The following is a 20,640-nucleotide window of genomic DNA, read 5'->3' on the forward strand; positions in this document are numbered from 1 at the left end:
CACGCTTGTACAGACCCTTGAGCTTGTGCGCGATCTCGGCCCAGTCCAGCAACTCGTGCAACTTCATCGTCGGCGAGTCTTGGACCAGCGGCTTGGCACCCATGAGGAAGAAGCTGTCCATGTACTGATTGCAGCCGATCTACCGGCGCCGCGCATCAGGGAAGTTAAGCAGCGGTCTCGATCCGAGTGATGCACCAGGCCTCGCGCCTGGCCGGGTTTGCGGTCGTACAGGGCCTGCTCCAGCGCATCGAGCACGAACTCAGTGTGCATCGAACTGCTCTGGCGCCAGCCCACGATACGCCGGCTGAACACGTCCACCACGAACGCCGCGTAGTCGCATCTACGCCCCATTTCAGAACCTATGGAGGCGACAGATATTTTGACGCGGGGGGACTGTCCTGCGGTGCTGCGACCAGGGGGCAGACATTCTCCAAGGCTTGACGCCGCGGTCAATGTGGCTCAGCCAGACGCTCACGCCAAAACGGCTGGCCGCGCTCGTTTCGGCATCAGTTATGCAGCGGTCTCGTTTCTGAGCAGTTGCCTTTCTATAAATGGCCGAGAACTCCATCCCGTCTGGCTCGCTTCTCGAACCAGCGAAAAACTAGCAATCCAAAGACAAAGTACAGCAACGAGTTTAATCCTACAGTGACATAAACGCCGGCATCTATTCGTGCACCGCCAGAAGCCGCTCTAGCCGCAGCAGCGCCAAGTGAATACGGCAGTGCGGCAAAGACGTTTACTGGAAATGCGGGCAGAGAAACCAGGCCGATGATGGCTGGAAGAATAACAATTTGAACAACCGCACCTCTTTTGACAACCAGCAAGAGGCCAGCCAAGGCATAGCCTATGCCGAGTAACGAAGGAAGCGCTCCCAAAGCAAGAGCAAGCATGACGGAAAAATTGATCTGCAGGCGAGCAGCTGTAAGCTTATCGACAATTGTCAATGCAATTAGCAGGAATAGCAGCGACGTAAGCATTTTTACAGACGCACGAATCAGAAGCAATTTCTCGAGGGGAAGCGGTGAAATACATATTTGTTCAAGCGTCCGTTGCTCCGTCTCTTCCATTACATCACCCATTGCACCATTGACTGCACCATTTGCAAACAACCATAACGCAAACCCAACAATCAGGCGGTCAACTGCTCCAGAACTCCAGGAACTCTCGTTGAATGAAAGGACGGCAAAAACGAATCCTCCAAATAGCGTTATGACAAGGCCAAGAAGAAAAATCGATTCAATCCAATACCGCCTGAATAGGTAACCATTTCTGCGAAGTTCGTTTTCAAAGTGCGTACTCAAGTTCATGCCATCGGCCCTTCGCCTTCCCTCTGAAATTCGATCAGTGCTTTGTACCTGTCGGCAAGTGACACGCTGCGGAGTTCCATGCCTCTAAATGTAGAGAGCACGGGCAGCAAATCGATAAGAATCTTGCAGACTTGCTGGTAGTCATCTATATGCAATTCGATCTGGGAGGCTGATACAAACCGCCAGACCCTACCAGTAGAGGAAGAGAGCGCTTCGCGCGCCGCCTCTAGGTTGGTTTCTGCGATGTCAAGACTTAATAGATATCGAGATGACAAACCCATGAAATGCGATCTATCGCCGTCGAACACCTTGCGTCCACCGCTTATGCAAACAATCCTGCTAGACAAGCGCTCAACAAAGTCGAGATCGTGAGAACTCAACACAAAGGCGACGCCTTTGGACACACCACTCTGAAGAATTCTTTCCAGACATTCAACTCCGAAGATATCCATGCCTAAAGTAGGCTCATCCAGGAGTAGGAGCGTGGGCTTGTGAATAAGACTACCCAGTAGGCCGGCGCGCAGTTTATTCCCAGTCGACAGCTGACGTATGGGTGTGTTTACATCCTCAATTTCAAGTGCATCGACAAGTTCAGAAAAATAGGAAGCATCAAATTTCGATTCGCGAAGCTTGCAGAAATACCGCGAATTTTCGAGGATTGAAAGTCGGTCATATGCGGCGCCCCGCCCTTCTAGTAGAACCCCCATTTCGCGCAGATGTTTGAAAGGCGATTGTTTAGGTAGCGGATCACCTCGCCAACTTACGATTCCCTCGTCCGCACTAACAAGTCCAGTAGCAAGCTTTACGCATGTTGTTTTACCTGACCCATTAGGCCCTAGAAGCCCCACGATTTCGCCGGTCGAAATGCTTAGCGAAAAGCTATCCAGAGCAACTACCGGCTCACCCGACTTCCTGTAAATTTTCGAGACGCCATCGAAAGTCAACAATTCGCTTCTCTTGTGCACGATAATCCTTTTCCGCTGCCTGCTGGGCCTCCGACACCTCCAAATGAGTCTAGGCTTTATCGCTCAACCGATCATATTCGAACGATATCAGGCGTTCTTAAATAAATGGTCCAGATCAACAGCGGCGTTGTAGACTTCATAGGGAGTATCTAAGAAACTCCGGACCAATGCATTGTTGCTATGAGAGGCAATACGTCGTGCGTCACTCATCGTGGATTGGTCAACCGCGGTTGCAGACAACAGCGCTTGCAGCTGTGTACGTCGACACGGATGCTGTTTTGCAATTTGCAATAGAAGCTCTGCGGTGTCGTTGTTGCCGAGTTCACGCGCAATACGGAGTAGACTGACTCTCTTAGAGGGGACGGTATCGCTGTATTCTGTGATCTCGCAAGAGTCAACGTCAAAATAAAACTGATCTAGCTGGGTCTCGTCGTCACGATTTATTACTACATTTAGGCTCACGCTGAGATCGCTTGGAGGAAGCTGCGTATGAACATCCTTCCGCGCCTCGTAGATCATTATTCTTCCTTGCGTCAAAGTCGCACGCCCGGTGTATTTTAATGACACGCGTTCCTTGATGTGCCCAAGCGTTTTCTCGAAATCGTGCTCATAAAGTAACGTCTCGTAGCCTGGCCCAAAATAGCCGATAGTGGCAAATGAGAAATTATGGTCGTGAGGGCGGTTATAAGCAAGCAGCCGCTCTTCGTATTTGGCTGTGGCACCACTGTTGGAGCCAGTTGGCACCCAGATGTTTGCTCTAATGAAGAAAGATTTGCTTGCAGGGCTCAATAAAAATGAATGTGGCGAGTAGAAGTTGCCGCCGTAGTCGCTATCAATATAGTTCTTGACATCGCTGTTGAAGCGCTGAATTAGAAACTGTCGGTTATTCGCCAATTGCTTCAATACTGGAGCTGCCAGCACAAGCGATGATGCGTCCATTGGGTCAATAACGTTGTCGAGGAGTTCTATGCACTCGCTGAGGTCGATTGACGATTGAGTGGCTTCTTCAATGGTTTTCATCATTGCGCCCCTATTGCAGCGAGTGCTGAGATGGCGGCATTTCTTATATGCGGATGTTCATCGATTCTGGCAGAGCGCAATTGCTCAATACCTGCCTCACCACTGATACTGGCAATGGCTCGTATTGCCGCCCACCGTACGTGATGTTGTGGGTGCGTAGAAAGTCCGCGAAGGGGCTCGAGCGAGGAGACCGATTCCTCTTTGCCCAAATAGGATGCCAAGCAGACCAGTTGGGTTGACTCCGGATCAACAGCCGTGGCAGACCAAGCCGTCTTAAGTTGGCGATCAAAGCCCCATTGCAGCGCTTCTGTCGACGCTGAGGTGAAGCGCAGCATTAGCACAGGATCCGATAATGACCAATCTACAGCATCTGTACCTGAGTTAAGTCGAAGTACGTCTCCAGGTATCAGTGGGAAGTCGTCGTATTGCACGAGAGTCACTGATCTATCAAACACGCGCCTATCAATGCTGGAGGGTAATCGATATCGGCGAATGTTGATTGAATTTCGTCCCACCACGCCGTAGCAAGAATTCGCCACGGCGTTGAAAATATGCTTGGGTTCCGCGACCATCAGCGTGAGCGAAAGCGCGAAATTTGCGTTGAGGGCGAAAATCAGTTGACCAGCGTCCCAAAGCGGGGAGTGATATTCAAAGTTATTCAGAATCGCGGAGAGCTCGCGATTGATCAGTGCAGTGCACTCTACGGCAAGCTCAGGCAATGCACCTTCAAATTTCTCGCTGGCCTTCCAAAATGATGCGTCGTCTTTATATACGACTGTGCGGCGTGCATAATCGATGAAGCCGAACAAGTTCGACCCAACAGCCCGATCGTCGAAATAGGTATTCTTCATCATTCCGCCTTAAAAAGGCCCGCGTCTGCGGGCCGCTGCAAATCAAACTGAGGGCGGTCGCTTCACGATAATGCTGATGATGACGCGAACTGCAGGTAGCCCGACGACCGTACAGGTTGATCCCGCCAAACCGATAGGCACTTCAAGATCGGGCAAAGAAAGCTTCAGTTTCATATACTCTCCTGTTGTTTAAGCAAAAATTCATTCCTTATTCGGGGATTGAACTAGCACAAGGATTGCCGACCGCCCCCCGAACTGAGAACGTTAAGGCGCGAGCCGGCATCTCGATTTGACGTGGCGAAGCCTACGGATGTCAAACATCGAGTTAGGGGAACGTTTCCGAGTTGGCTTTCCAAGTGTCGGCGGCAATTGACACTGAAAGCCAAGTGCCAAAACCACGCCCACGGATATGAACCGCCATATTCAAGGTAAATATTTACTTCTGCAGCTGTATTTGTTCTCAACGCTGTCGGCCAGGCTCTTTGACCGTTAATTGCTCAGACCTGCAGAATCCCTCTCCGCCCAGCTCACCAGTCAACCAGGCTTGGTACTACGCCTGGCGCCGCGATGGGCTGGACGCCCTGGCTCCCAAGCTCGCGCCGGCGCTGCGGGAGGCGATCCTGGCGGCCAAGCGCGCTAATGCGCGCCGCTCGGTGCGCCAGATCGTGGGCTTGTTGGAGGCGGCCGGGACGGTGGCCAGCGGCACGCTGTCACGCTCGGCGGTGCACCGGCTGCTGCAGCGCCACGGGCTGTCGCGCAGTCCTGCTCACAAGCCCGAGGAGCGGCGCAGCTTCGCTGCCGAGTTTGCTGGCACCCTCTGGTGCGACGACGTCACGCACGGCCCGCGCGTGCCGCACCGCGGGCAACTCCGCAAGACCTACCTCGTCTCGGCGTTTGACGACGCCTCTCGGCTGGTGGCGCACCGCACCTTCTGCCTGGGCGAGACGGCCCTGGACATCGAGGGCGTGCTCAAGCAGGCCTTGCTGCGCCGTGGCGTACATCTGAAGCTCGTGGTCGACAACGGCGCGGCCTACCGTGCCGCCACGCTGCAGGGCATCTGCGCACAGCTGGGCATCCAGCAGATCTTCTGTCGCCCGAGGGCAAGGGAAAGCTGGAGCGGCATCACCGAACCTCTCGCGCCGGCTTCCTGGACGAGCTCGACGAGCGTTACATCGGCAGTCTGGACGATCTCAACGCACGGCTGTGAGCGTGGGTTTGCCTTACCGGGTTGAGCCGGAGGTCACGGACGCTGACCTTCGGGGCATAGGGGTCTGCTCGATGCCGACTGACCCGATCATGAGCCGGCGTTGGGGCCGGGTAGCCGCTCTTCCTCACGCGGCTGCGTATCGAGGAGCGACTCCAGCTGCAAGTCCAAGGCGCTGACCATTGAGCATGCTTGCATGTACTGCTCCTGATCTCCGGACGCGCGCAAGCGGTCACGGGCATGCTCCGCTCTCGCGATGCGTTGCTTGAGGGAGTTGACTTCCTGTTCAAACGTCATGATGGGGCTCCGGCCTGGGCATGCTGTCAGCGAGTCGAGCATCGAGCGATGGTCAGCCGGCATGCTCGCCAGGACAGGCCGTGCAGTCTGTGCGCTGGCACACGCCCGGCCGGCTGCACAGCACGCCGTGCCGCATGAGCGATGTTCTCGGTGTAGCAGCGCGTAGAGGGCCGTATACGTCAGTGCTTCAGCGCATCCAGCCCGTGATCCGGGGGGAAGTTCATGCCTAGCAGATACGTCGCGCAGTCTTGGGCGTAGCAGCTGCAGGCCAGTTCCCGCAGGCCTGGACGGTCGCTGATGCGGATCCATCCGCGGTGGTATTGGATGAGCCCCGCCTTCTGCATACTGCCCGCCGCCAAAGTCACGCCGACCCGGCGCACGCCCAGCAGGTGGGCCAAGTCCTCCTGAGTCACCGCGAAGCCGTCGCCCTCGGCGCGATCCTGACCCATCAGCAGCCAACGAGCCAGCCTGGCTTGAAGTGGATGGAAATGCAGGCAGGCCGCCATCGAGACCGCATGGCGCAATTGCACCAGCAGGTAGCGAGAAAGCAGGCGGCGCAGGCCAGGGTTGCGGGGCAGCGCGCGACGCAGCGCGACGACCGGCAGGCTCCAGGCTTGGCCGCCTTCCTGTACCACCACCTCCACTGGACTGGTGGACAAACCCAGCAGTGACTCCGCACCCAGCACGCCCTCGCGCCCCACCATGCCCACCTGCACCGATTCGTGTTGGTCCAGCGGCGTGACGAGGCAGACGAAGCCCCGCACCGGGAACAGCAGCGCGCGCAACGGCAGCCCTTGCGTCTGCAGCGACTGGCCGCTGTGCAGCGGCACGTGCGCACCTAGAACTAGTATCCGGCGCAGTTCGGCGGCGGGCAAGTGATCGAGCAGCTGATTGGCGGACATGCGCCACTCTGCGCTTGCCTCGCCACGCACGCTGTACGCCAGCGCACAAACCAGTCAGCGCACAGGCGATGTCGGCTTGAGCAACCTGTCGTACTCGCGCTTGACCACAGCGTAGCATTCACAGCTGCGCTGCTCCAGGCCAGGGCGGTCGATCACGGTGATGTGGCCGCGCGCATAGTCGATCAGCCCTAGCTTCTGCAGCTTCAGCGCCGCTTCCGTGACCCCCTCGCGGCGCACGCCCAGCATGTTGGCGATCAGCTCCTGTGTCATCACAAGGTGGTCACCGGCAATTCGGTCCAGGCTCAGCAGCAGCCAGCGGCACAGCTGCTGTTCGAGCACGTGGTGTCGGTTGCAGACAGCCGTCTGCGCCATTTGGGTCAGCAGGGCCTGCGTGTAGCGCAGCAACAGGTGCATGCCGACGCCGTAGCGATTGAACTCCGTCTTGATGGCAGCTGCCCGCAGCCGGTAGCAGCCACCTGCGCTCTGCACGACGGCGCGGCTGGGTGTCGTCTCGCCGCCCATGAAAAGGGAAACCCCAACGACGCCCTCATAGCCGACCACTGCGATTTCGGCGGCAGCGCCGTCTTCCATCACGTACAACAGTGACACGATCGCGGTCGTGGGGAAGTACACATGGCTTTGCGGCCGGCCCGATTCATAGATGACCTGGCCCAGCGTCAATGGAACGAATTCCAGCTGGCCCGACCAGCGTGTCCATTCCTCTTCTGGCAGGGATGCCAACAAGCTGTTGTTGCGCGGGTCCATGGCGTCGGGCGGTAAAGGCATCTAACCCTCCTGAACCTTGGTGACACCGGACTCTGGAGTCTAGCCAACCGTGAGCAGTCGATAGGTGCGACAGCGAACATAACCATCTTACTGTGAGCATTCACGCTGATTCGTCAATGGCAGCATCGCGTCGAGTACGAAGCCGGTTTCAAACCTGGCCAGGCATCGTGCTGTTCCTTGCTGTAGCCCATGTCTATGTCTATGTCTATGTCTATGTCTATGTCTATGTCTATGTCTATGTCTATGTCTATGTCTATGTCTATGTCTATGTCTATGTCTATGTCTATGTCTATGTCTATGTCCATGCCTGTGGTGTGCACACCCGACAGCTGCCAGGGCAGGCCGGTGTCGTCGCCTGTGACGTGGCGCACGACCGGCGCAGTGCTGCCGCCGAGGCTTGTGCGGGTATCGTCACGAAGCGGCCCTGGCCTTGAATGCGCTAGCCGAAGGTAAAGGTGAAGGTGAGGGCGGCGCTGCGCATCACCGGCAGGTAGTGCAGCTGGTCGTAAAAACCCACGGGAGAGGCGACGCACGGTGCAGCGGATGGACCGCGTGCATCTGCACCTCAGGACATGGCGCCCACCGCTGTCGCACGCGAGACGCCACTTCGACTCGAAGTTGCCGTCAGCAGCGGAGGCGGGGGTACTGGGTCAGATCTGTGCAGGCACAAGAAGTGCGAACTCCACGAGCACGAGCCGGCATGCGTTTGCTCCCGTGGCCGCGGCGCTTGGCGTGCAAGAGAGTGCGAGTTCAGCCCAGCCATTGCCCCAGCAGGGCCGCAACCTCAGTGCTCGACAACAAGCTGAGGTGTCCCGTGTCGGCTATGACAGCCTGACGCTCTGGTTCGAAGGCGAGGCTCAGGGCTGGGTCGTCGTGCTGCCCCAGCGCGCTGGCGACCGGCACCAGGCCATCTCCGACATCTGTCTTCAAGCTGCCAGGCCTGGGAGCGAGGCTGGCGGCGATGGCATAACAGCGAGTCCCGCCTGGCAAGCCCACGGCGTCGGCCTGTCCCACGTCGTCGTTGCCTGCCGGCCTCCGGAGGATGTTGCCGAATCGAAGGTCATGGATGCCTGCACTGCGGACCTTGCCCAGTCGGGCCAGGGACGATGCGTAGGGGGTGGCGCCCAGCAACAGGTCCAGGCCGGGGCCGATGCGATCAACCGGTACGCCATGATGCGGCGTACCCAGGAATATCAGATCGTCGACGCGTCCCGGCCAGCGAAGAGCGCCGCGTTGTATCAGCGCGCTGTGATGGATGGCACTGCGCGCCACCAGCCCGCCCATGTTGTGGCCCATCACCGCCAGCCGCTCGATGCGCATGGGCCAGACGTTGTACAACCCCTCCATCAACTGCGCCAGGATGCGACCGTTGGTCGACACACTCAGCCCGCTGTTGTAATGCAGGTGGACCGGCGTGTAACCCAGGTCGCGTGCGAGCGCCTCAGCGTGGTCATGCCCTTCGTGGCGCCACTGCAGGTCGTTCATGCACAGCCCATGCAGCAGCACCAGCAGTTTGGGCGTGATGGTGCCCAGGCGTGAACGGATTGCATGGCGGTCGAGCGGCAGGGACCGGCCCGAGTGACGGAACTGCATCCCAATGGCAAGCGGGTGGCCCGTCGTCGCCAGGTGGTCGCCCATCACGCCGTTGAGTGCCGCGAGGATCGCCTCGCGTTCCGGATGGGGCGCCTGGTGCGGATCTGCGGCTACCAAGGCCGGCGCCAACCAGCCCAGCAAGCTGTCGATCGTTCCGCCTGAAAGGTGGGTCACGCCGCGCACGGTTTTGTAAGTCAGGCCCGTGAGGCCCTGCGCGCGCTCGTCCGCTTGGGTGGCGTCGCCCAGGCCGGGTATACGTGGCAGCGTTTCAATGTGCGCATGCATGGCCTCCACGAGATTGGCCAGGCTTGCCGCGGCGTCGGAGCTGAGGCTCTTGGCGCCGCGCAGATCAGCGGCTTGAAGGAGGGGTTGTGTCACGGGAGATTGCGGCTCGGGCCGGATGTCAGGGTGAGCAGCACGTCGGCATACCAAGCGCAATTCAAGCCCAGTGAATCGTCGAGCACGGTATCGCGTGTGGCCATGTCCATTCGGCTGGAGTGCACCCCCAGCAAGCACCAGCGCGGTCGGCCCGCAGGGGTGGGTTCGACTCGGGCCAGGACGGGGGAGCCACTGCTGCCGCGGTGAAGACGTGCATCCGTCAGGAAGTAGCCCATGCCCTGGAAACGAACGCCGTACCAGGACGCTACGCTGGCTTGTCGCACCACGGGCAGGTGATGAAGGGTGTCGAAGAAGCCAAGCGGAAATCCTGGAATCGCCAGTCGGTCGCCGACCTCGAACAGCTCGAATCCCATCGGAAGGTGCTGCGGGCCGAAGGGCCGCATGACGCAATCAATCGGCAAAGCGGTCCGGTCGATCTCCACAACCGCGACGTCAACCTCTCCAGCGCTGTCGCGCGCCTGGTTCCACACGGTCAGACCGTTGCGGTGCAGCAAGATCGACAGTGTTACCAACTCGGTCAGGTTCCGGGCGTCGGTGTGCAGCTTGATTTCGATTCGGTCGGGTGCATGGTGTGTCGGCTCGTCGAACAGCACATGGCGGCTGGTGACAAGGAAGAGCCGGCTATCCCGTTCGAAGAAGAAGCCACTTGCCGATGTCAGCCCTTTGTCGCCGGCGAAAGTCAGGATGCGAGTAACGCCGAAGAGGACCTCATCCAGGTCGGGCTCGTCGGCAGCCATGCCGCTAGGTGGTTGTGCCGGTGAGACCAGCGGGCGTTGCTGAGCGTCGTGGCCGCGATCCCAGGCGTCGCGCCGATCCGACCAGATGCGTTGGGTTTCACCGGTCGCAGCAGGCTTGTTGATCGTTTCTGGCATCGGGTTCGATGCCGAAGCCTCGCCCCGGTCCTGTGCCTGAGCGCCCTGACGTTGCAGGTCAGCGTGCTCGGTGGAAACCAGCTCCAGTACGGCCTCGCCGGGCGGGGAGCCCGCGCTCGCCGGCATCGATTTGTCCGGCTTCGGTGGCGTGGATGGGAAGGACACGGGACAACTCCTCTTGAGGACTTGTCCCGCCAAGGGCGACGCTTCCGCCGGTGACGCTTCAAGCAAGTCAACGCGGGGCTATGTCACTTGCAGCGTGCCCCGAGAAAATCAATCTATCTGGCGGCACTGGAGCAAGGTGCGAAGCCTCGCGGCTTCAATGCTATTGACTCCAGGCCGCCGCCGCGCCCTATGCGCACCATGAATCGACCGGCAGGTGCCGGCCTGATGGTGCGCATGCAGCGCAGCACGTGCACGATCAGAGCGTGCGAATCTTCGAAGCCTGTGGGCCCTTGGCGCCTTGTGTGGCTTCGAACTCAACCTTGGCGCCCTCAGCCAGTGAGCGGAAGCCGCCGCCGTTCTGCACTTCGCTGTGATGGGCGAACAGGTCCTTGCCGCCACTGTCAGGCGTGATGAAGCCGAAGCCCTTGCCGTCGTCGAACCACTTCACGGTGCCGGTTTGCATGGCCATGATGTTTCCTTGGAGAAAGTAGAGATGGAGAAAACCCTCCGCCGGCGCACGCCGTGCAGAGACAGAAACACTCAAGAACACTCACCGGGGAGTTGCTGAAGCGAGCCGCTCGCAAGAGAGGCCGGGGATGGCCTGCGGGGCCGCAGAAAAGACCTTGAGAAAACGGTCTTGCGCGAATCTATGCGAACAGAGTAGCACGCCTGTCAAGCAATTGGCGGCTTGGCTGCAAATGCATGCATGCATGCATGCATGCAAGCGTTAGCCCGGACGGTTGATAGGTTGGGGCGGGGCGCTGCACGGTCGGCCGAATCGGTAAAGCTGTTGAGCGGCTTGCGCTATCGGTGGGATTTACCGGGGCAGGGGGGCAGCTGGGTCATCTGACGGCGAGGAATCTGTCGTCGACGCCCGGGAGCGAAGCTTTGCGCGCCCCGACGGGCATGCAGGCGCGCGCGTTGCCTTGCAGGCTTCACCGGACACCCCGGCACATCAGAAGGTTCCAATGAACAGCAATCAATCTCAAGGCCAAAGTCAGCAGCAGTCTGGATCCGGCAGCAACACATCGCCCGGCCAGCAGCGGGTCGACCACGCGCCCGACATGCGACCGCCCGCCGCCGAGCCCGGCAGCGATGGCGCATCACCGGCCAAGGGTGACAGCAACCGGACCCCATGGCAGGGTCAGCAGCCCGCAAGCCAGCCGCCCCGGCGGCAGCAAAACGACGCCGTGAGCCGCGAGCAGCAGCAGCAAGGCTCGCTGAGCGAGGACACCGATGACGCAGGCGACACGCGCCCAGGCGGCGACGTCCGCCAGGCCACCGGCAACAACTGACCCATTGCGGCGGGCCACATGGCCCGCTGCGCCCTCCACACCGCGAGACGCCTCGCAATGGCCGGTTCGTGCCGACCGAAAGACCATCATGGACACCCCCAACACCACGAACAGCCCTGCATCCACCGATGCCATCGACCTGCTCATCACCGACCACAAGGAGGTCGAGGCGCTGTTCAAGGCCTACAAGCGGCTTGTCGAGGCCGACGGCGACGATGAAGAGAAGAAGCAGCTCGCGCTCGACATCTGCGCCAAGCTCACCGCCCACGCCACGATCGAGGAAGAAATTTTCTACCCGGCTGCGCGCGAGGTGCTGGGAGACGACGAAGACCTCGCCGACGAGGCCGAAGTCGAGCACGCCAGTGTCAAGGACCTGATCACCAAGATCGAGGATTCGGTGCCCGCCGATGCCCTGTACGACGCCATGGTCAAGGTGCTCAGCGAATACATAGGCCATCACGTCGAGGAAGAAGAGGACGAGATGTTCCGCAAGGTCAGGCAGAGCGATCTCGATCTCGAAGCGCTGGGCGGGGAGATGGCCCAGCGCAAGGAAGAGTTGCTGGCCGAGATGCAAGAGCCGCAATGAGCCGCGACGCTCGAATCACTGCCGCCGCGGATGCCGCCCTCATGAAGCGCCGTCAACACTGAGGAAGCTGGATGTCCCTCGCCGGCTGGTCGGTGGTCATCGGCGCTGTGCTGCTGTCTTTGATGCTTCTCGGCACGCTTATCGGGCGGCTTCCTCTGAGCAGCGCGATGCTGTACCTGGGTATCGGCTGGCTGCTCGGCCCTGCGGTGCTTGGGGTGCTCACGCCGGATCCGATCCAGTACGCCCCGCTGCTTGAGACCGTGGCCGAGATCGCACTGTTGATCTCATTGTTTGCCGTCGGCCTGCAGCTGGGCGTACCCCTGTGGGATCGACGCTGGTGGCTGCCGCTGCGGCTGGCGGTCATCTCGATGACCTGCATGGTCGCGCTGATCACCCTTTTCGGCGTCATGGCCCTGGGCCTCCCACTGGGAGCAGCCATCCTGCTCGGAGGCATCCTCGCACCTACCGACCCCGTGCTGGCCTCCGGCGTGCAGTCGGAACCCGGCTCGCGCCCGGACCGCCTGGGCTTCAGCCTCGCCGGCGAAGGCGGCTTGAACGACGGCGCTGCCTTTCCGTTCGTGATGCTCGGGCTGGCTTTGATCGCGCAGCCCTCGACGAGCCCACCGCTGCACTGGTGGAGCGTCGAGCTGCTGTGGTCGCCGCTCGTCGGCACGGTGTTGGGCGGCGCCCTCGGCGCGGCGATGGGGCAGCTCGTCGTCTACCTTCGCGCAAGGCACCGGGAAGCGGTGGGACTGGACGTCTTCCTCGGCCTGGGATTGATCGGCCTGTCGTACGGCCTGGCCCAGCTCTGTCACGCATCGGGCTTCCTGGCCGTCTTCGCCAGCGGGCTGGCGCTGCAGCGAGTGGACGAGAAGCCCATCGCGGACAGCCCTCCGCTAGGTGCGGCTGAAGAGGCTGAGGGACACTCGTACGAAACGCTGGCCACGCACTCCCACCATGCGAGCGCCACGATGCGCGATTCGGTGCAGCTGTTCAACGGTCAGCTGGAAAAGCTCGCCGAACTGGCTCTCGTCATGGTGGTCGGTGCGATGCTGGCGTACGCCGCGCCCCTGTCGGCAACGCTGTGGTTCGTGCCGCTGCTGCTGGTGGTGCTCAGGCCGGTGTCGGTGCTGCCGGCCATCATGGGCGAGCAGTTGTCCGTTCAACAGGGAGTCATGCTGAGCTGGTTCGGCATCCGCGGCATTGGTTCCATCTATTACCTGATGTTCGCATTGCGCCATGGGCTGGAGGTGCGCATCGCTGACGTACTGGTCGCTCTGACCTTGTGGACCGTCGCCATTTCCATCGTCGTGCACGGTCTGAGCGCGCAGCCGCTGATGCGGCGCTATCTCTCTCGCCACGACTGAGGGAATTCAGCCTTCGGCCGCGAGAACGTAGCGGCGCGGCAGGAAGATGCGAAAGGCAGTGCCTTCGCCCATCCGGGACTCGAGCTCGGTGGTCGCGTCGAGCAGGTCACACAGGCGCTTGACGATGGACAGCCCGACGCCTTCCACGACCTGTTGCTGCACGGGCCGCGGATCGTCGGGCGTCGAAGGGTGCCGGCCAGATCAGTCTGGAAATGCGTGATCTCTCCGGTGCTGTGGTCGCTCGCGACCTGGCGGGCCTGGTCCGTCGCGTCTTCGAGCGCGCCCGCCAGCTGCGAGCCTGGACCGGCATGAAAGCCCGGCTCGGTATCACGCACCTCGAAGAACCAGCGCTCGACATCGCTGGATTCGCCGCCGCCGCAGCTGACGGTGACGCCACCGCTGCGGGTGTACTTGATTGCGTTGATGACGAGGTCCTGTGCAATGCGCCGGACCTTGACCGAATCGGCCCCTACGTGGAGCGAGGCGGGACCGGTGTAGCGAAGGTAAAGGCCACGCTCCCTGGCGTGTGGCTGCAGGTCGTCGCACAGCGTTGCCAGCAGCGCGGCGGCGTCGAGGGCTTGCAGGGTGCTGCGTTCCAGTCCGCCCTGCAGCCGTGCAAGGCTCGTCACGTCGTTGAGGAGCTCGCTCAGCGAGCTGACGTTGCGGTCCAAGAGCCGCAGGAAGCTGGTGCGCATGGGTTCCGAGACCACCGGCGAGGCGAGGCCCGCGGTGGCGGTCGCCACCACGCCGAGGTTGCCGCGCAGGTCGTGCGCCGCCTGCTGCCACAGCCGGGCGCGCTCCTGCTCAAGTTCGCGCAGGGACTGCGGAGCACGCTCCAGGTCCCGGATGTGGCTGCTCGCCTCGATCTGCTGCAGCGTGAAGTACTTCGCCGCGCTGGCGTTGACCGCGTCGCCGCATTGCTTGCCCCAGATGCGCCATGCGCCCGTCATGCAGCCGGGGTCCAGGTCAGGATGGGCGACGGCGTACTTCTCCAGTTCGTCGGCGACGCATTCGTTCAGCCGTCCGAGTTCGCGAGTCACTTCTGCCAGGTCGAAGCCCTGCTGCCAGCGGTGCAGCCCGTGGGCAGCCGCGTCGCCTTGTGGCGGTGGTCGGCGTCATCGGTCGAACCTTGAAGGGCTTACAGGTGCAGGTGCTGGGCAGCGCGTTGCCGAGGTGCAGGACCTCGCTCTCGACGAACTGATTTGGCGTCTCAGCGACGTGGTCGTCGGCAAGCCCATCTGGCGGCCGGGTCGGTGCAGCGGCTTGATCGGCTTCGCCTGGCTAGGCCAAACAGAGCCAGATGGCGCTAGTTCCTGGCCGGGCCTTCGGTCAGACTCGCGAACACCACCTCGACGCGCCGGTTCATCTGCCGTCCACCCGCCGTGTCATTGCTGGCCACGGGGCGCTCTTCGCCGAATCCTTGCGTGGTGAGCTGATTGCCCGGCACGCCCTGTTGCATGAGTGCGGACATCACCGCGTGCGCGCGGCGATCGGACAGCGCTTGGTTGGTTGCCGTGCTGCCCGTGCTGTCGGTGTAGCCTTCGATAGAGGCACGCTGTTCCGGGTTGCGCCTCATGAAGTCAGCCAGCTTCGCCATGCTGCGCTCGCCTGCCGGACGCAGCCGGGCTGCGCCGGTGTTGAATAGCAGGTCGCCGAGCGTGACCACAGTGCCACGGTCGGTCTGGCGGGCGTTCATGTCATGCAGTTGCGATTCGAGATCGCTGACCTTGGCATCGCGGCGCGCCACGCGGTCGCGCTCGGTCTGAGTATTGGCCCGGGACTGCGCCAATTCCGCGCTCTTCATCGCGGAGGCCTGTTCGGCCGTGGCCTTCTGCGCCTGCGCCGTGTCGGCTTCGCGGGTTCGCAATTCGAGTCGCATGCGGTCGCGCTCGGCGCCCGCGCCGGCCACGACGGCCTGGGCCTTGCGGCTTGCGGCCGTCTCCTCGGCGATCACGACCTGCTGCAGGGCCATGTAGCCCAGGTGGGTCACTTGCGCCGTGTCGTTGCCATTGGCCAGGGCTTGGTCGCCGCGGCGCAGCATTTCTCGGGCACGGGCGAGTTCGTCGGCGGCCATGGCGACCGTCTGCGGCTCGGCCTGCGCGGCCTGAAGTCGGCTGCGGGCCTGATCCAGCATGCTGTTCTGGATCGGGATGGAGCTACACGCCGCAAGCAGGGCAACGCCGGTCGCTGTGAGGGCGGTTCGTAAGGGGGTGGTGTGGAGTCGGATGTTCATGGAATTCTTTCGAAGAAAGTGGGAATGGTTGGGCGGCGCTCAACGTGCCGGCTTGCGCTGGACTTCTTCGGTCAGCGCGCGTGCGGCGTCTTCGGATTCCTTGGCCGCCTTGCCCGAACGCATGCTGTCGGCATGCAGCTCGGCGACGCGGGCGTCGGCCTCGGCCTGCTCGGAAAGCATGCGCGCGCGCGGCGTGTCGCCAGCCATCACCGCGGCGCGGGCCGCGGCGAGCTTGTCCGTGGCCACGCGCAGTTGCGTCGGGGCGTCAGCCATGGTCGTGGGCGTGTTGGCACGCTGCACGGCGGCCTCGGCCACGGCAAGCTGCGGCGGCGCCTCAGGTGTCGAGGCGCAGGCGCCTAGCAAGGAGGCGGTCACCAGCAGCGTGAGGACCGTGAGCGGGCGGGCCGGCAGGGCGGAAACAGAGTAGAGCATCGAGTTCATAGAAGGTTCCTCGGGTCAAGCCGCAGTGGCGGCACACGCCGGACGGGCCGGCGACCCAGGGCGGTGCAAGGTGGGTGATCCCGCAACGCGCTGTGCCACCGACTCTGCGGGCATTCGGGTGCGCCGTCTGTCCGCCACCGCACGCTCGTAGAACGCGTGATGGATGCGTTAGCAGCATGGGGCGTCGTGTGTGCCTACAGGCAAACATCGTGGATCCCCACGCGCCTTGACCGCCCGGCCCCGCATCCTTGGCTGGTGCTTCGCTCGGACCAACGCGATGAGCGCGCTCAGTCCAGCTTGAACGCTGCCGCTGCGGCGGCCGTGTCCAGTGCTTCGCGCAGGCGTTTGACTTTCCGTTGTCTGCGATCAAGACGCCGTCCGGAGAGTCGACATGGACCATTTGCTGGCGATACGCGCCCTCGAACGGGCCATCGAGCCGGACACCTTCACTCGGGCGGCGGACTCCCTGAACATGCCTAACCCCAACGCAATCGCAATCGCAATCGCCAGCAAGCTGATACGCGACGTCGAAGGCCACCTTGGCGTGCGTCTGCTGCAGCGAACGACCCGGCGCATGACCGTGACATGGAGAGTTCCTCACTCGAGGCTCGCCGACTCGGTGAAGTCGTTTTGAGCCATTTGGCCGCCGACCTCGTGGGAACGCCGTTCGATCCGAGCCGCATTCGGGGCCGCTTCGACGTCGTCGGCTTCGCTCGCCGTGCAGGGCTATTGGAGTTCGACCTGCAGCTGAACGCAGGGGGGCGCGCCCCACTCGGACGAGGACCTGGCGGGTGTCGAGCACCTGCTGTACGAGGCTGGAACCGGGCGTTAGCTCTTCTCAGTGCCTCTACGATTCGGGGCATGTCGAACACCATGCATTAACCAGCACGGCCCAGACGCAAGGTGGTCGTGGCGAACTTCGGGCTCGACAACTCACTGTGGCCTGAGTGCAAGGCACGCGGCACCATCGCCATCTACGAGGACGAGTGTCTGCGCCGCCTATATGAGTTGGGCGACGAGGCCGGCTACGAGCGCGTGTGCATGAGTTCCAAGCAGCGCCTAGCGCAGCCAGTCCGGACGCTTTCCCGTGCCACCCCAGGTGTTGCCCGCGCCATCGGCGTATTTCGCCGGCTTCTGGGACTTGGAGGACTTCGGCGCCTTCGCTGCCGCTTTGGTGCTCCCCTTACCCAACGCGCCACTGAGTTTGTGGACTCAGAGTTAGCGCGGCTCTGTGTAACTGTTCAAGGACGTGGCCGCGCAAGGCTAACTCCCGCCGCCCCCGATCGGGCCTGGATGAGCTGCTCGACGTGCGCCTCGTTCTTCGGCAGTTCTGCAAAGCAAGGCGCGAGCAGCTCTAACTCGGCTGGCGTCATCCCCCGGCCGCGCAGGCAGTCTCGCCAGTGCTTGGCGACAGCCTGCTGGACGTCGTCGATGATCGATTGGGCTTCCGCCGGGGGGATCGAGAACCGATCCGCGCTGCTCAGCAGGTTTTCCACAGTAGCCAGCGCGCTGTCGTCGCCGACGGAAAGGGACTGGTACCGGCGGACCGTGTTGTGCAGGCGAGGGACGATGTCGAAGGCCGGCGACAGGCGCATGCCCGGTCTCAGCTCGTCTGCCAGCAACCCATGGTTGCGATCGTGATCGTCTGTGTTGGACACGCAGCAATTGAAGACCATGCGGCGGTACAGCTCGCGCCTGTCCGCCGTGGGGTTGCTGCTCCAACGCTGCAGCTGCTCCGCCAGCTGTGGGTAGCTGCCCATATACGCCCGCGCCCGGCTCCGCTGTTCAGAGGACAGTACCGTCCGCGCGCTCACGTACGCGTCGCGCAGCCATCCTTGGCCGCCCGGCTCCCTGGTGCGATCGAACCGGCGAACCAGGGTGATCACACCACCGGGGTTGTTGGCGCTGGCCGGAACCTCGTGCAGCTGCGCCTTTGCAGCGGTGATGCCTGCGCACTCGGCCAGATCCAGCGCAGCCGCCTCCAACCTGGCCTGTGAATAGCGACGGTCATCCCGGTGCGAAGGGAACTTTGCGAGCCACTGGTGGGCGCCATCGGAGACCGTCAGCTTCGGGCGCGCGCCGCCCATGCCAGTGTTGGCCCGCACGCGGTTTTCCAGATCCGGTGGCAGCGGCCGGCCGGTGTCCAGGCCCACCACGACGGCCCACGCGTCGTTCAACAGCTCCACGTGGACAGGCTCACCGAGATGAGGCACCTCGCCCAGTTCACGTCCAAAGCACAGGTTGCCTACCCGGTCCTCTTGCGAGCGCAGCAGGAACCCGATGGGGAAGCGCTGGGGCCCATGACGGCGGGTGATGACGTAGCGGCCCCAGTCATCCGGGCAAGCGTCTGCAATGACGCCGAACACATCGGGGTCGCCTTGCGTAGCCTGGCTGGTGGCTTTGAACGCTGACAGCGCCAGCGGCAGCCGGATGGGGTCGAGTGGATTGGCGTGCTTCAGCTGCAGGTAGCTTCGGCCGTACACGAACTCTGCGACCGTCCCGCCTTCCACGCTCTCGCTGATGCGCAGGCGACCGCATAGCGTGGGCTGCAAGTCGCCTGGCAGCAGCACCCAGACGTAGACCTGATCGTCTTGGTCAGAAGTCATTGTCGGCCTTGGTCCCGACGCGCACCCGCATCGTCTTTCCGTCGAGCTCCAGCGCAAGGCCGTCGCGGTCCAGGCCCGGGTCCGCGATCAGGTCCAGGCCCTCAGCCAGCCCCATAGCCCACAGGGCCTGGAGATAGGTGCCCAGGCCAGTGGTGAGCTTGCCGGCCTCGACGGCATCGATGGCGTTGCGGCTGAGTCCCGCCTTGAGGGCGAGGTCTTCCTTGCGGAGCCGGCGGCGCACCCGCGCGGTCCGAATGCGCGCCCCCAGCCGGGCGGCCAGTTCCGTCACCCCTAAGGGAGTTTGTGGTTTTGTGCGATCCATAGGGTGCATTAACCATGCTTAATGCCCCTCATAAGGGCGTGTCGCCTATTCTACGGCTGATCAGAATTCGTCGCAAAACTGTCCCGACGCCGGTGGGCGGGACGCTCTATGCCGCGCAATGTTCAGAGGCTTCAGCGTCTGCTGCCAGCGTCGGCCAGCTCCAGACGCATCGGCAGATGCTCGTGCGGACGCAGCGGCTAGCGCAGGCCCAGCCACCGTCCCACGGCTCGAAGCCATCAAGGGGGAGGGCGGTACGCCCACCTGTGCCGACTCCGTGCTCTGGGAGGCGTTCACGAGCGTGGCCTGCAGGACATCGTGCAACGCAGCGCCGGCCTGCAGCTCCCTGGCCATGGCCTTGATGGCGGCGTGCCCAGGGACAGGGACCACCACATTGAGCTGCAGCAGCCCAGCGACGTCGGCCTTGGGGCGTGACTTCTTCAGCCGGGAGGCGTTGGCGCTGCTGCGCGTGCGCATGAAAGCTGCAACGGGCACCAGGCCACCGGCCGCCAGCGCTTCGTCCGGCAGGACAGCGGCGGCGTCGATGGGGCTCTCGGGCACCTCGTCGATGTAGGTCGAGGGCTTCAACTCGATTTGCATAGCCACCAAGCGCGTCGCAGAATGCCCTGACTTAATGCACCGCCTCGCCGAATTGAAACCTCGGAGGCCAGCAAGGCAGATGCCGATCCATTGCAACGGCTCGGAAGTCATTGCAGCCACACGGTCGGGTCTTGGCCGTTCTATTTCAGTTGGGCGCGCATGAAGTCCACAAAGCACCGCACCTTCATTGGTAGCTGTCGCCTGCTCGTGTAGTAGAGGTGAAAGCCGGGCAGAACCGGAGATGCATCTTGGAGTACCTGCTTCAACGCGCCTGACTTGACGTGATGCTTCGCCGTTGAGGCCAGTACATAGGCCAGTCCCATACCTTCGAGCGCTAGAGCCAGCATTGAGGCGGTGTCATTGACCGTACATGGTCCGCCAACCTCCAACTCCTCCAACTGCCCGCCGACGAGCAGCTCCCATCTAAAGATGAGACCCGTGGACGGGAACCGAAAGCGGATGCAGTCGTGTGACACCAGGTCTGCCACCTCCTTAGGTATGCCACGCTCCTTGAGGTAGTTAGGCGAGCCAAGGATGGCGATAGGCTCGCTCTCGGTGAGTCGCACGCTGACCATGTCCTGGGCAATCGAGTCTCCGAGCCGGATGCCCGCATCCAGCCCGCGTTCGGTGATGTCGACGAAGCCGTCGTCAAAGCTCAGCTCGACCTTGATGTCCGGATACGCCCTGTAAAACGTATGCGATCAATTAACCGTAAGCGTCGCCTCACCACCCTCTTGACCTAGACGTCGAGGACGTGGCGCAGCAGTTCGAAGCCGACGCGCCAGTTGCGGCCGTCCATGGCTTGCAAGGTCGCGGTGCGACGGTTGACGCG

General features: G+C 62.1%; 23 protein-coding genes and 3 pseudogenes. 6 read left to right on the top strand and 20 right to left on the bottom strand.

Annotated elements, in window-relative coordinates; all coding sequences use genetic code 11:
- From LXT13_RS29090 to LXT13_RS28605, 7 genes and pseudogenes are all read right to left on the bottom strand, one after another.
- A pseudogene (locus LXT13_RS29090) lies at positions 1–121 on the bottom strand (IS5 family transposase); the annotation flags it as partial.
- A pseudogene (locus tag LXT13_RS28600) lies at positions 64–333 on the bottom strand (DDE-type integrase/transposase/recombinase); the annotation flags it as partial. The pseudogenes LXT13_RS29090 and LXT13_RS28600, both read right to left, overlap by 58 nt.
- 212 nt (positions 334–545) lie before the next feature.
- A complete protein-coding gene (locus LXT13_RS28060) occupies positions 546–1,307 on the bottom strand; it encodes a hypothetical protein (protein WP_233375719.1) in 762 nt (253 codons plus the stop codon).
- Positions 1,304–2,272 (bottom strand): ATP-binding cassette domain-containing protein, encoded by a 969-nt coding sequence (locus tag LXT13_RS28065; protein WP_233375720.1) that lies wholly within the window; start codon positions 2,270–2,272, stop codon positions 1,304–1,306. Before LXT13_RS28065 ends, LXT13_RS28060 begins: the two co-directional genes overlap by 4 nt.
- Positions 2,273–2,359: 87 nt before the next feature.
- Positions 2,360–3,292 (bottom strand): hypothetical protein, encoded by a 933-nt coding sequence (locus tag LXT13_RS28070; protein WP_233375722.1) that lies wholly within the window; start codon positions 3,290–3,292, stop codon positions 2,360–2,362.
- Positions 3,292–4,143: a HEAT repeat domain-containing protein gene (locus LXT13_RS28075; RefSeq protein ID WP_233375723.1), complete on the bottom strand. Its 852-nt coding sequence runs from the start codon at positions 4,141–4,143 to the stop codon at positions 3,292–3,294. Before LXT13_RS28075 ends, LXT13_RS28070 begins: the two co-directional genes overlap by 1 nt.
- A gap of 42 nt (positions 4,144–4,185) precedes the next feature.
- Complete coding sequence (locus tag LXT13_RS28605; RefSeq protein WP_255719799.1) at positions 4,186–4,317, bottom strand: hypothetical protein; 132 nt, start codon at positions 4,315–4,317, stop codon at positions 4,186–4,188.
- Positions 4,318–4,625: 308 nt separating this feature from the next.
- On the opposite strand from LXT13_RS28605, the gene LXT13_RS28080 reads away from it, so the two are divergent.
- A complete protein-coding gene (locus LXT13_RS28080; RefSeq protein WP_233375725.1) occupies positions 4,626–5,375 on the top strand; it encodes a DDE-type integrase/transposase/recombinase in 750 nt (249 codons plus the stop codon).
- Positions 5,376–5,437: 62 nt separating this feature from the next.
- Here the strand turns inward: LXT13_RS28080 and LXT13_RS28085 are convergent, their stop codons facing one another.
- From LXT13_RS28085 to LXT13_RS28095, 3 genes are all read right to left on the bottom strand, one after another.
- A complete protein-coding gene (locus LXT13_RS28085; protein WP_233375726.1) occupies positions 5,438–5,644 on the bottom strand; it encodes a hypothetical protein in 207 nt (68 codons plus the stop codon).
- Between the two features lie 179 nt (positions 5,645–5,823).
- A complete protein-coding gene (locus LXT13_RS28090; RefSeq protein WP_233375728.1) occupies positions 5,824–6,546 on the bottom strand; it encodes a Crp/Fnr family transcriptional regulator in 723 nt (240 codons plus the stop codon).
- Positions 6,547–6,600: 54 nt separating this feature from the next.
- Positions 6,601–7,332: a Crp/Fnr family transcriptional regulator gene (locus LXT13_RS28095; protein WP_233375729.1), complete on the bottom strand. Its 732-nt coding sequence runs from the start codon at positions 7,330–7,332 to the stop codon at positions 6,601–6,603.
- Between the two features lie 167 nt (positions 7,333–7,499).
- Between LXT13_RS28095 and LXT13_RS28100 the strand changes: the two genes are divergently transcribed.
- Complete coding sequence (locus tag LXT13_RS28100; protein WP_233375731.1) at positions 7,500–7,766, top strand: hypothetical protein; 267 nt, start codon at positions 7,500–7,502, stop codon at positions 7,764–7,766.
- 316 nt (positions 7,767–8,082) lie between these two features.
- On the opposite strand, the gene LXT13_RS28905 is transcribed toward LXT13_RS28100, so the two are convergent.
- The 3 genes from LXT13_RS28905 to LXT13_RS28115 all read right to left on the bottom strand — a co-directional run bounded on the left by LXT13_RS28905 (position 8,083) and on the right by LXT13_RS28115 (position 10,824).
- Complete coding sequence (locus LXT13_RS28905) at positions 8,083–9,303, bottom strand: esterase/lipase family protein (protein ID WP_233375732.1); 1,221 nt, start codon at positions 9,301–9,303, stop codon at positions 8,083–8,085.
- The gene (locus tag LXT13_RS28110) at positions 9,300–10,361 is read right to left on the bottom strand and encodes a S1 family peptidase (RefSeq protein ID WP_233375734.1); all 1,062 of its coding nucleotides are present in this window, start codon (positions 10,359–10,361) and stop codon (positions 9,300–9,302) included. Before LXT13_RS28110 ends, LXT13_RS28905 begins: the two co-directional genes overlap by 4 nt.
- Before the next feature lie 256 nt (positions 10,362–10,617).
- Complete coding sequence (locus LXT13_RS28115) at positions 10,618–10,824, bottom strand: cold-shock protein (protein ID WP_233375752.1); 207 nt, start codon at positions 10,822–10,824, stop codon at positions 10,618–10,620.
- 601 nt (positions 10,825–11,425) lie between these two features.
- Between LXT13_RS28115 and LXT13_RS28120 the strand changes: the two genes are divergently transcribed.
- From LXT13_RS28120 to LXT13_RS28130, 3 genes are all read left to right on the top strand, one after another.
- Positions 11,426–11,656 (top strand): hypothetical protein, encoded by a 231-nt coding sequence (locus LXT13_RS28120; protein ID WP_233375735.1) that lies wholly within the window; start codon positions 11,426–11,428, stop codon positions 11,654–11,656.
- Positions 11,657–11,744: 88 nt separating this feature from the next.
- Complete coding sequence (locus LXT13_RS28125) at positions 11,745–12,242, top strand: hemerythrin domain-containing protein (protein ID WP_233375737.1); 498 nt, start codon at positions 11,745–11,747, stop codon at positions 12,240–12,242.
- A 71-nt stretch (positions 12,243–12,313) separates the two neighbouring features.
- Entirely contained in the window at positions 12,314–13,609 is a 1,296-nt protein-coding gene (locus LXT13_RS28130; protein ID WP_233375738.1) for a cation:proton antiporter, read from the top strand.
- Here LXT13_RS28130 and LXT13_RS29130 read toward each other — a convergent pair.
- The 3 genes from LXT13_RS29130 to LXT13_RS28145 all read right to left on the bottom strand — a co-directional run bounded on the left by LXT13_RS29130 (position 13,588) and on the right by LXT13_RS28145 (position 16,283).
- Positions 13,588–14,649 (bottom strand): sensor histidine kinase, encoded by a 1,062-nt coding sequence (locus LXT13_RS29130; RefSeq protein WP_233375740.1) that lies wholly within the window; start codon positions 14,647–14,649, stop codon positions 13,588–13,590. The genes LXT13_RS28130 and LXT13_RS29130 overlap by 22 nt on opposite strands.
- Before the next feature lie 266 nt (positions 14,650–14,915).
- The gene (locus LXT13_RS28140; protein ID WP_233375742.1) at positions 14,916–15,842 is read right to left on the bottom strand and encodes an OmpA family protein; all 927 of its coding nucleotides are present in this window, start codon (positions 15,840–15,842) and stop codon (positions 14,916–14,918) included.
- A gap of 39 nt (positions 15,843–15,881) precedes the next feature.
- Positions 15,882–16,283 carry a DUF4398 domain-containing protein gene (locus LXT13_RS28145; RefSeq protein ID WP_233375743.1) on the bottom strand — a complete coding sequence of 134 codons (402 nt, stop codon included), beginning with the start codon at positions 16,281–16,283 and terminating at the stop codon, positions 15,882–15,884.
- 391 nt (positions 16,284–16,674) lie between these two features.
- Here LXT13_RS28145 and LXT13_RS28150 point away from each other — a divergent pair, with 391 nt between their 5' ends.
- Entirely contained in the window at positions 16,675–16,917 is a 243-nt protein-coding gene (locus LXT13_RS28150) for a helix-turn-helix domain-containing protein (protein WP_349254876.1), read from the top strand.
- A 607-nt stretch (positions 16,918–17,524) separates the two neighbouring features.
- Here LXT13_RS28150 and LXT13_RS28160 read toward each other — a convergent pair.
- The 4 genes and pseudogenes from LXT13_RS28160 to LXT13_RS28175 form a co-directional block, all read right to left on the bottom strand.
- A complete protein-coding gene (locus tag LXT13_RS28160; RefSeq protein ID WP_233375747.1) occupies positions 17,525–18,889 on the bottom strand; it encodes a type II toxin-antitoxin system HipA family toxin in 1,365 nt (454 codons plus the stop codon).
- Complete coding sequence (locus LXT13_RS28165) at positions 18,879–19,211, bottom strand: hypothetical protein (protein WP_233375749.1); 333 nt, start codon at positions 19,209–19,211, stop codon at positions 18,879–18,881. The genes LXT13_RS28160 and LXT13_RS28165 overlap by 11 nt, the downstream gene beginning before the upstream one ends.
- A gap of 60 nt (positions 19,212–19,271) precedes the next feature.
- Positions 19,272–19,808 carry a hypothetical protein gene (locus tag LXT13_RS28170; protein WP_233375750.1) on the bottom strand — a complete coding sequence of 179 codons (537 nt, stop codon included), beginning with the start codon at positions 19,806–19,808 and terminating at the stop codon, positions 19,272–19,274.
- Between the two features lie 140 nt (positions 19,809–19,948).
- Positions 19,949–20,491 (bottom strand): annotated as a pseudogene (locus LXT13_RS28175) (LysR substrate-binding domain-containing protein); the annotation flags it as partial.
- Positions 20,492–20,640: the final 149 nt, after the last annotated feature.

Origin of the sequence: Pelomonas cellulosilytica (assembly GCF_021353265.1) — a bacterium.
GTDB classification, from domain to species: Bacteria; Pseudomonadota; Gammaproteobacteria; order Burkholderiales; family Burkholderiaceae_C; genus Pelomonas; species Pelomonas cellulosilytica.

Excerpts from the sequence above, each read along its gene's own strand:
- LXT13_RS28075 (WP_233375723.1), bottom strand. The coding sequence starts at position 4,143 with ATGAAGAATACCTATTTCGACGATCGGGCTGTTGGGTCGAACTTGTTC.
- LXT13_RS28170 (WP_233375750.1), bottom strand. The coding sequence starts at position 19,808 with ATGCAAATCGAGTTGAAGCCCTCGACCTACATCGACGAGGTGCCCGAG.
- LXT13_RS28090 (WP_233375728.1), bottom strand. The coding sequence starts at position 6,546 with ATGTCCGCCAATCAGCTGCTCGATCACTTGCCCGCCGCCGAACTGCGC.
- LXT13_RS28085 (WP_233375726.1), bottom strand. The coding sequence starts at position 5,644 with ATGACGTTTGAACAGGAAGTCAACTCCCTCAAGCAACGCATCGCGAGA.
- LXT13_RS28150 (WP_349254876.1), top strand. The coding sequence starts at position 16,675 with ATGGACCATTTGCTGGCGATACGCGCCCTCGAACGGGCCATCGAGCCG.
- LXT13_RS28120 (WP_233375735.1), top strand. The coding sequence starts at position 11,426 with ATGCGACCGCCCGCCGCCGAGCCCGGCAGCGATGGCGCATCACCGGCC.
- LXT13_RS28095 (WP_233375729.1), bottom strand. The coding sequence starts at position 7,332 with ATGCCTTTACCGCCCGACGCCATGGACCCGCGCAACAACAGCTTGTTG.
- LXT13_RS28145 (WP_233375743.1), bottom strand. The coding sequence starts at position 16,283 with ATGAACTCGATGCTCTACTCTGTTTCCGCCCTGCCGGCCCGCCCGCTC.
- LXT13_RS28060 (WP_233375719.1), bottom strand. The coding sequence starts at position 1,307 with ATGAACTTGAGTACGCACTTTGAAAACGAACTTCGCAGAAATGGTTAC.
- LXT13_RS28140 (WP_233375742.1), bottom strand. The coding sequence starts at position 15,842 with ATGAACATCCGACTCCACACCACCCCCTTACGAACCGCCCTCACAGCG.
- LXT13_RS28160 (WP_233375747.1), bottom strand. The coding sequence starts at position 18,889 with ATGACTTCTGACCAAGACGATCAGGTCTACGTCTGGGTGCTGCTGCCA.
- LXT13_RS28070 (WP_233375722.1), bottom strand. The coding sequence starts at position 3,292 with ATGAAAACCATTGAAGAAGCCACTCAATCGTCAATCGACCTCAGCGAG.
- LXT13_RS28125 (WP_233375737.1), top strand. The coding sequence starts at position 11,745 with ATGGACACCCCCAACACCACGAACAGCCCTGCATCCACCGATGCCATC.
- LXT13_RS28115 (WP_233375752.1), bottom strand. The coding sequence starts at position 10,824 with ATGCAAACCGGCACCGTGAAGTGGTTCGACGACGGCAAGGGCTTCGGC.
- LXT13_RS28605 (WP_255719799.1), bottom strand. The coding sequence starts at position 4,317 with ATGAAACTGAAGCTTTCTTTGCCCGATCTTGAAGTGCCTATCGGTTTG.
- LXT13_RS28165 (WP_233375749.1), bottom strand. The coding sequence starts at position 19,211 with ATGGATCGCACAAAACCACAAACTCCCTTAGGGGTGACGGAACTGGCC.
- LXT13_RS28130 (WP_233375738.1), top strand. The coding sequence starts at position 12,314 with ATGTCCCTCGCCGGCTGGTCGGTGGTCATCGGCGCTGTGCTGCTGTCT.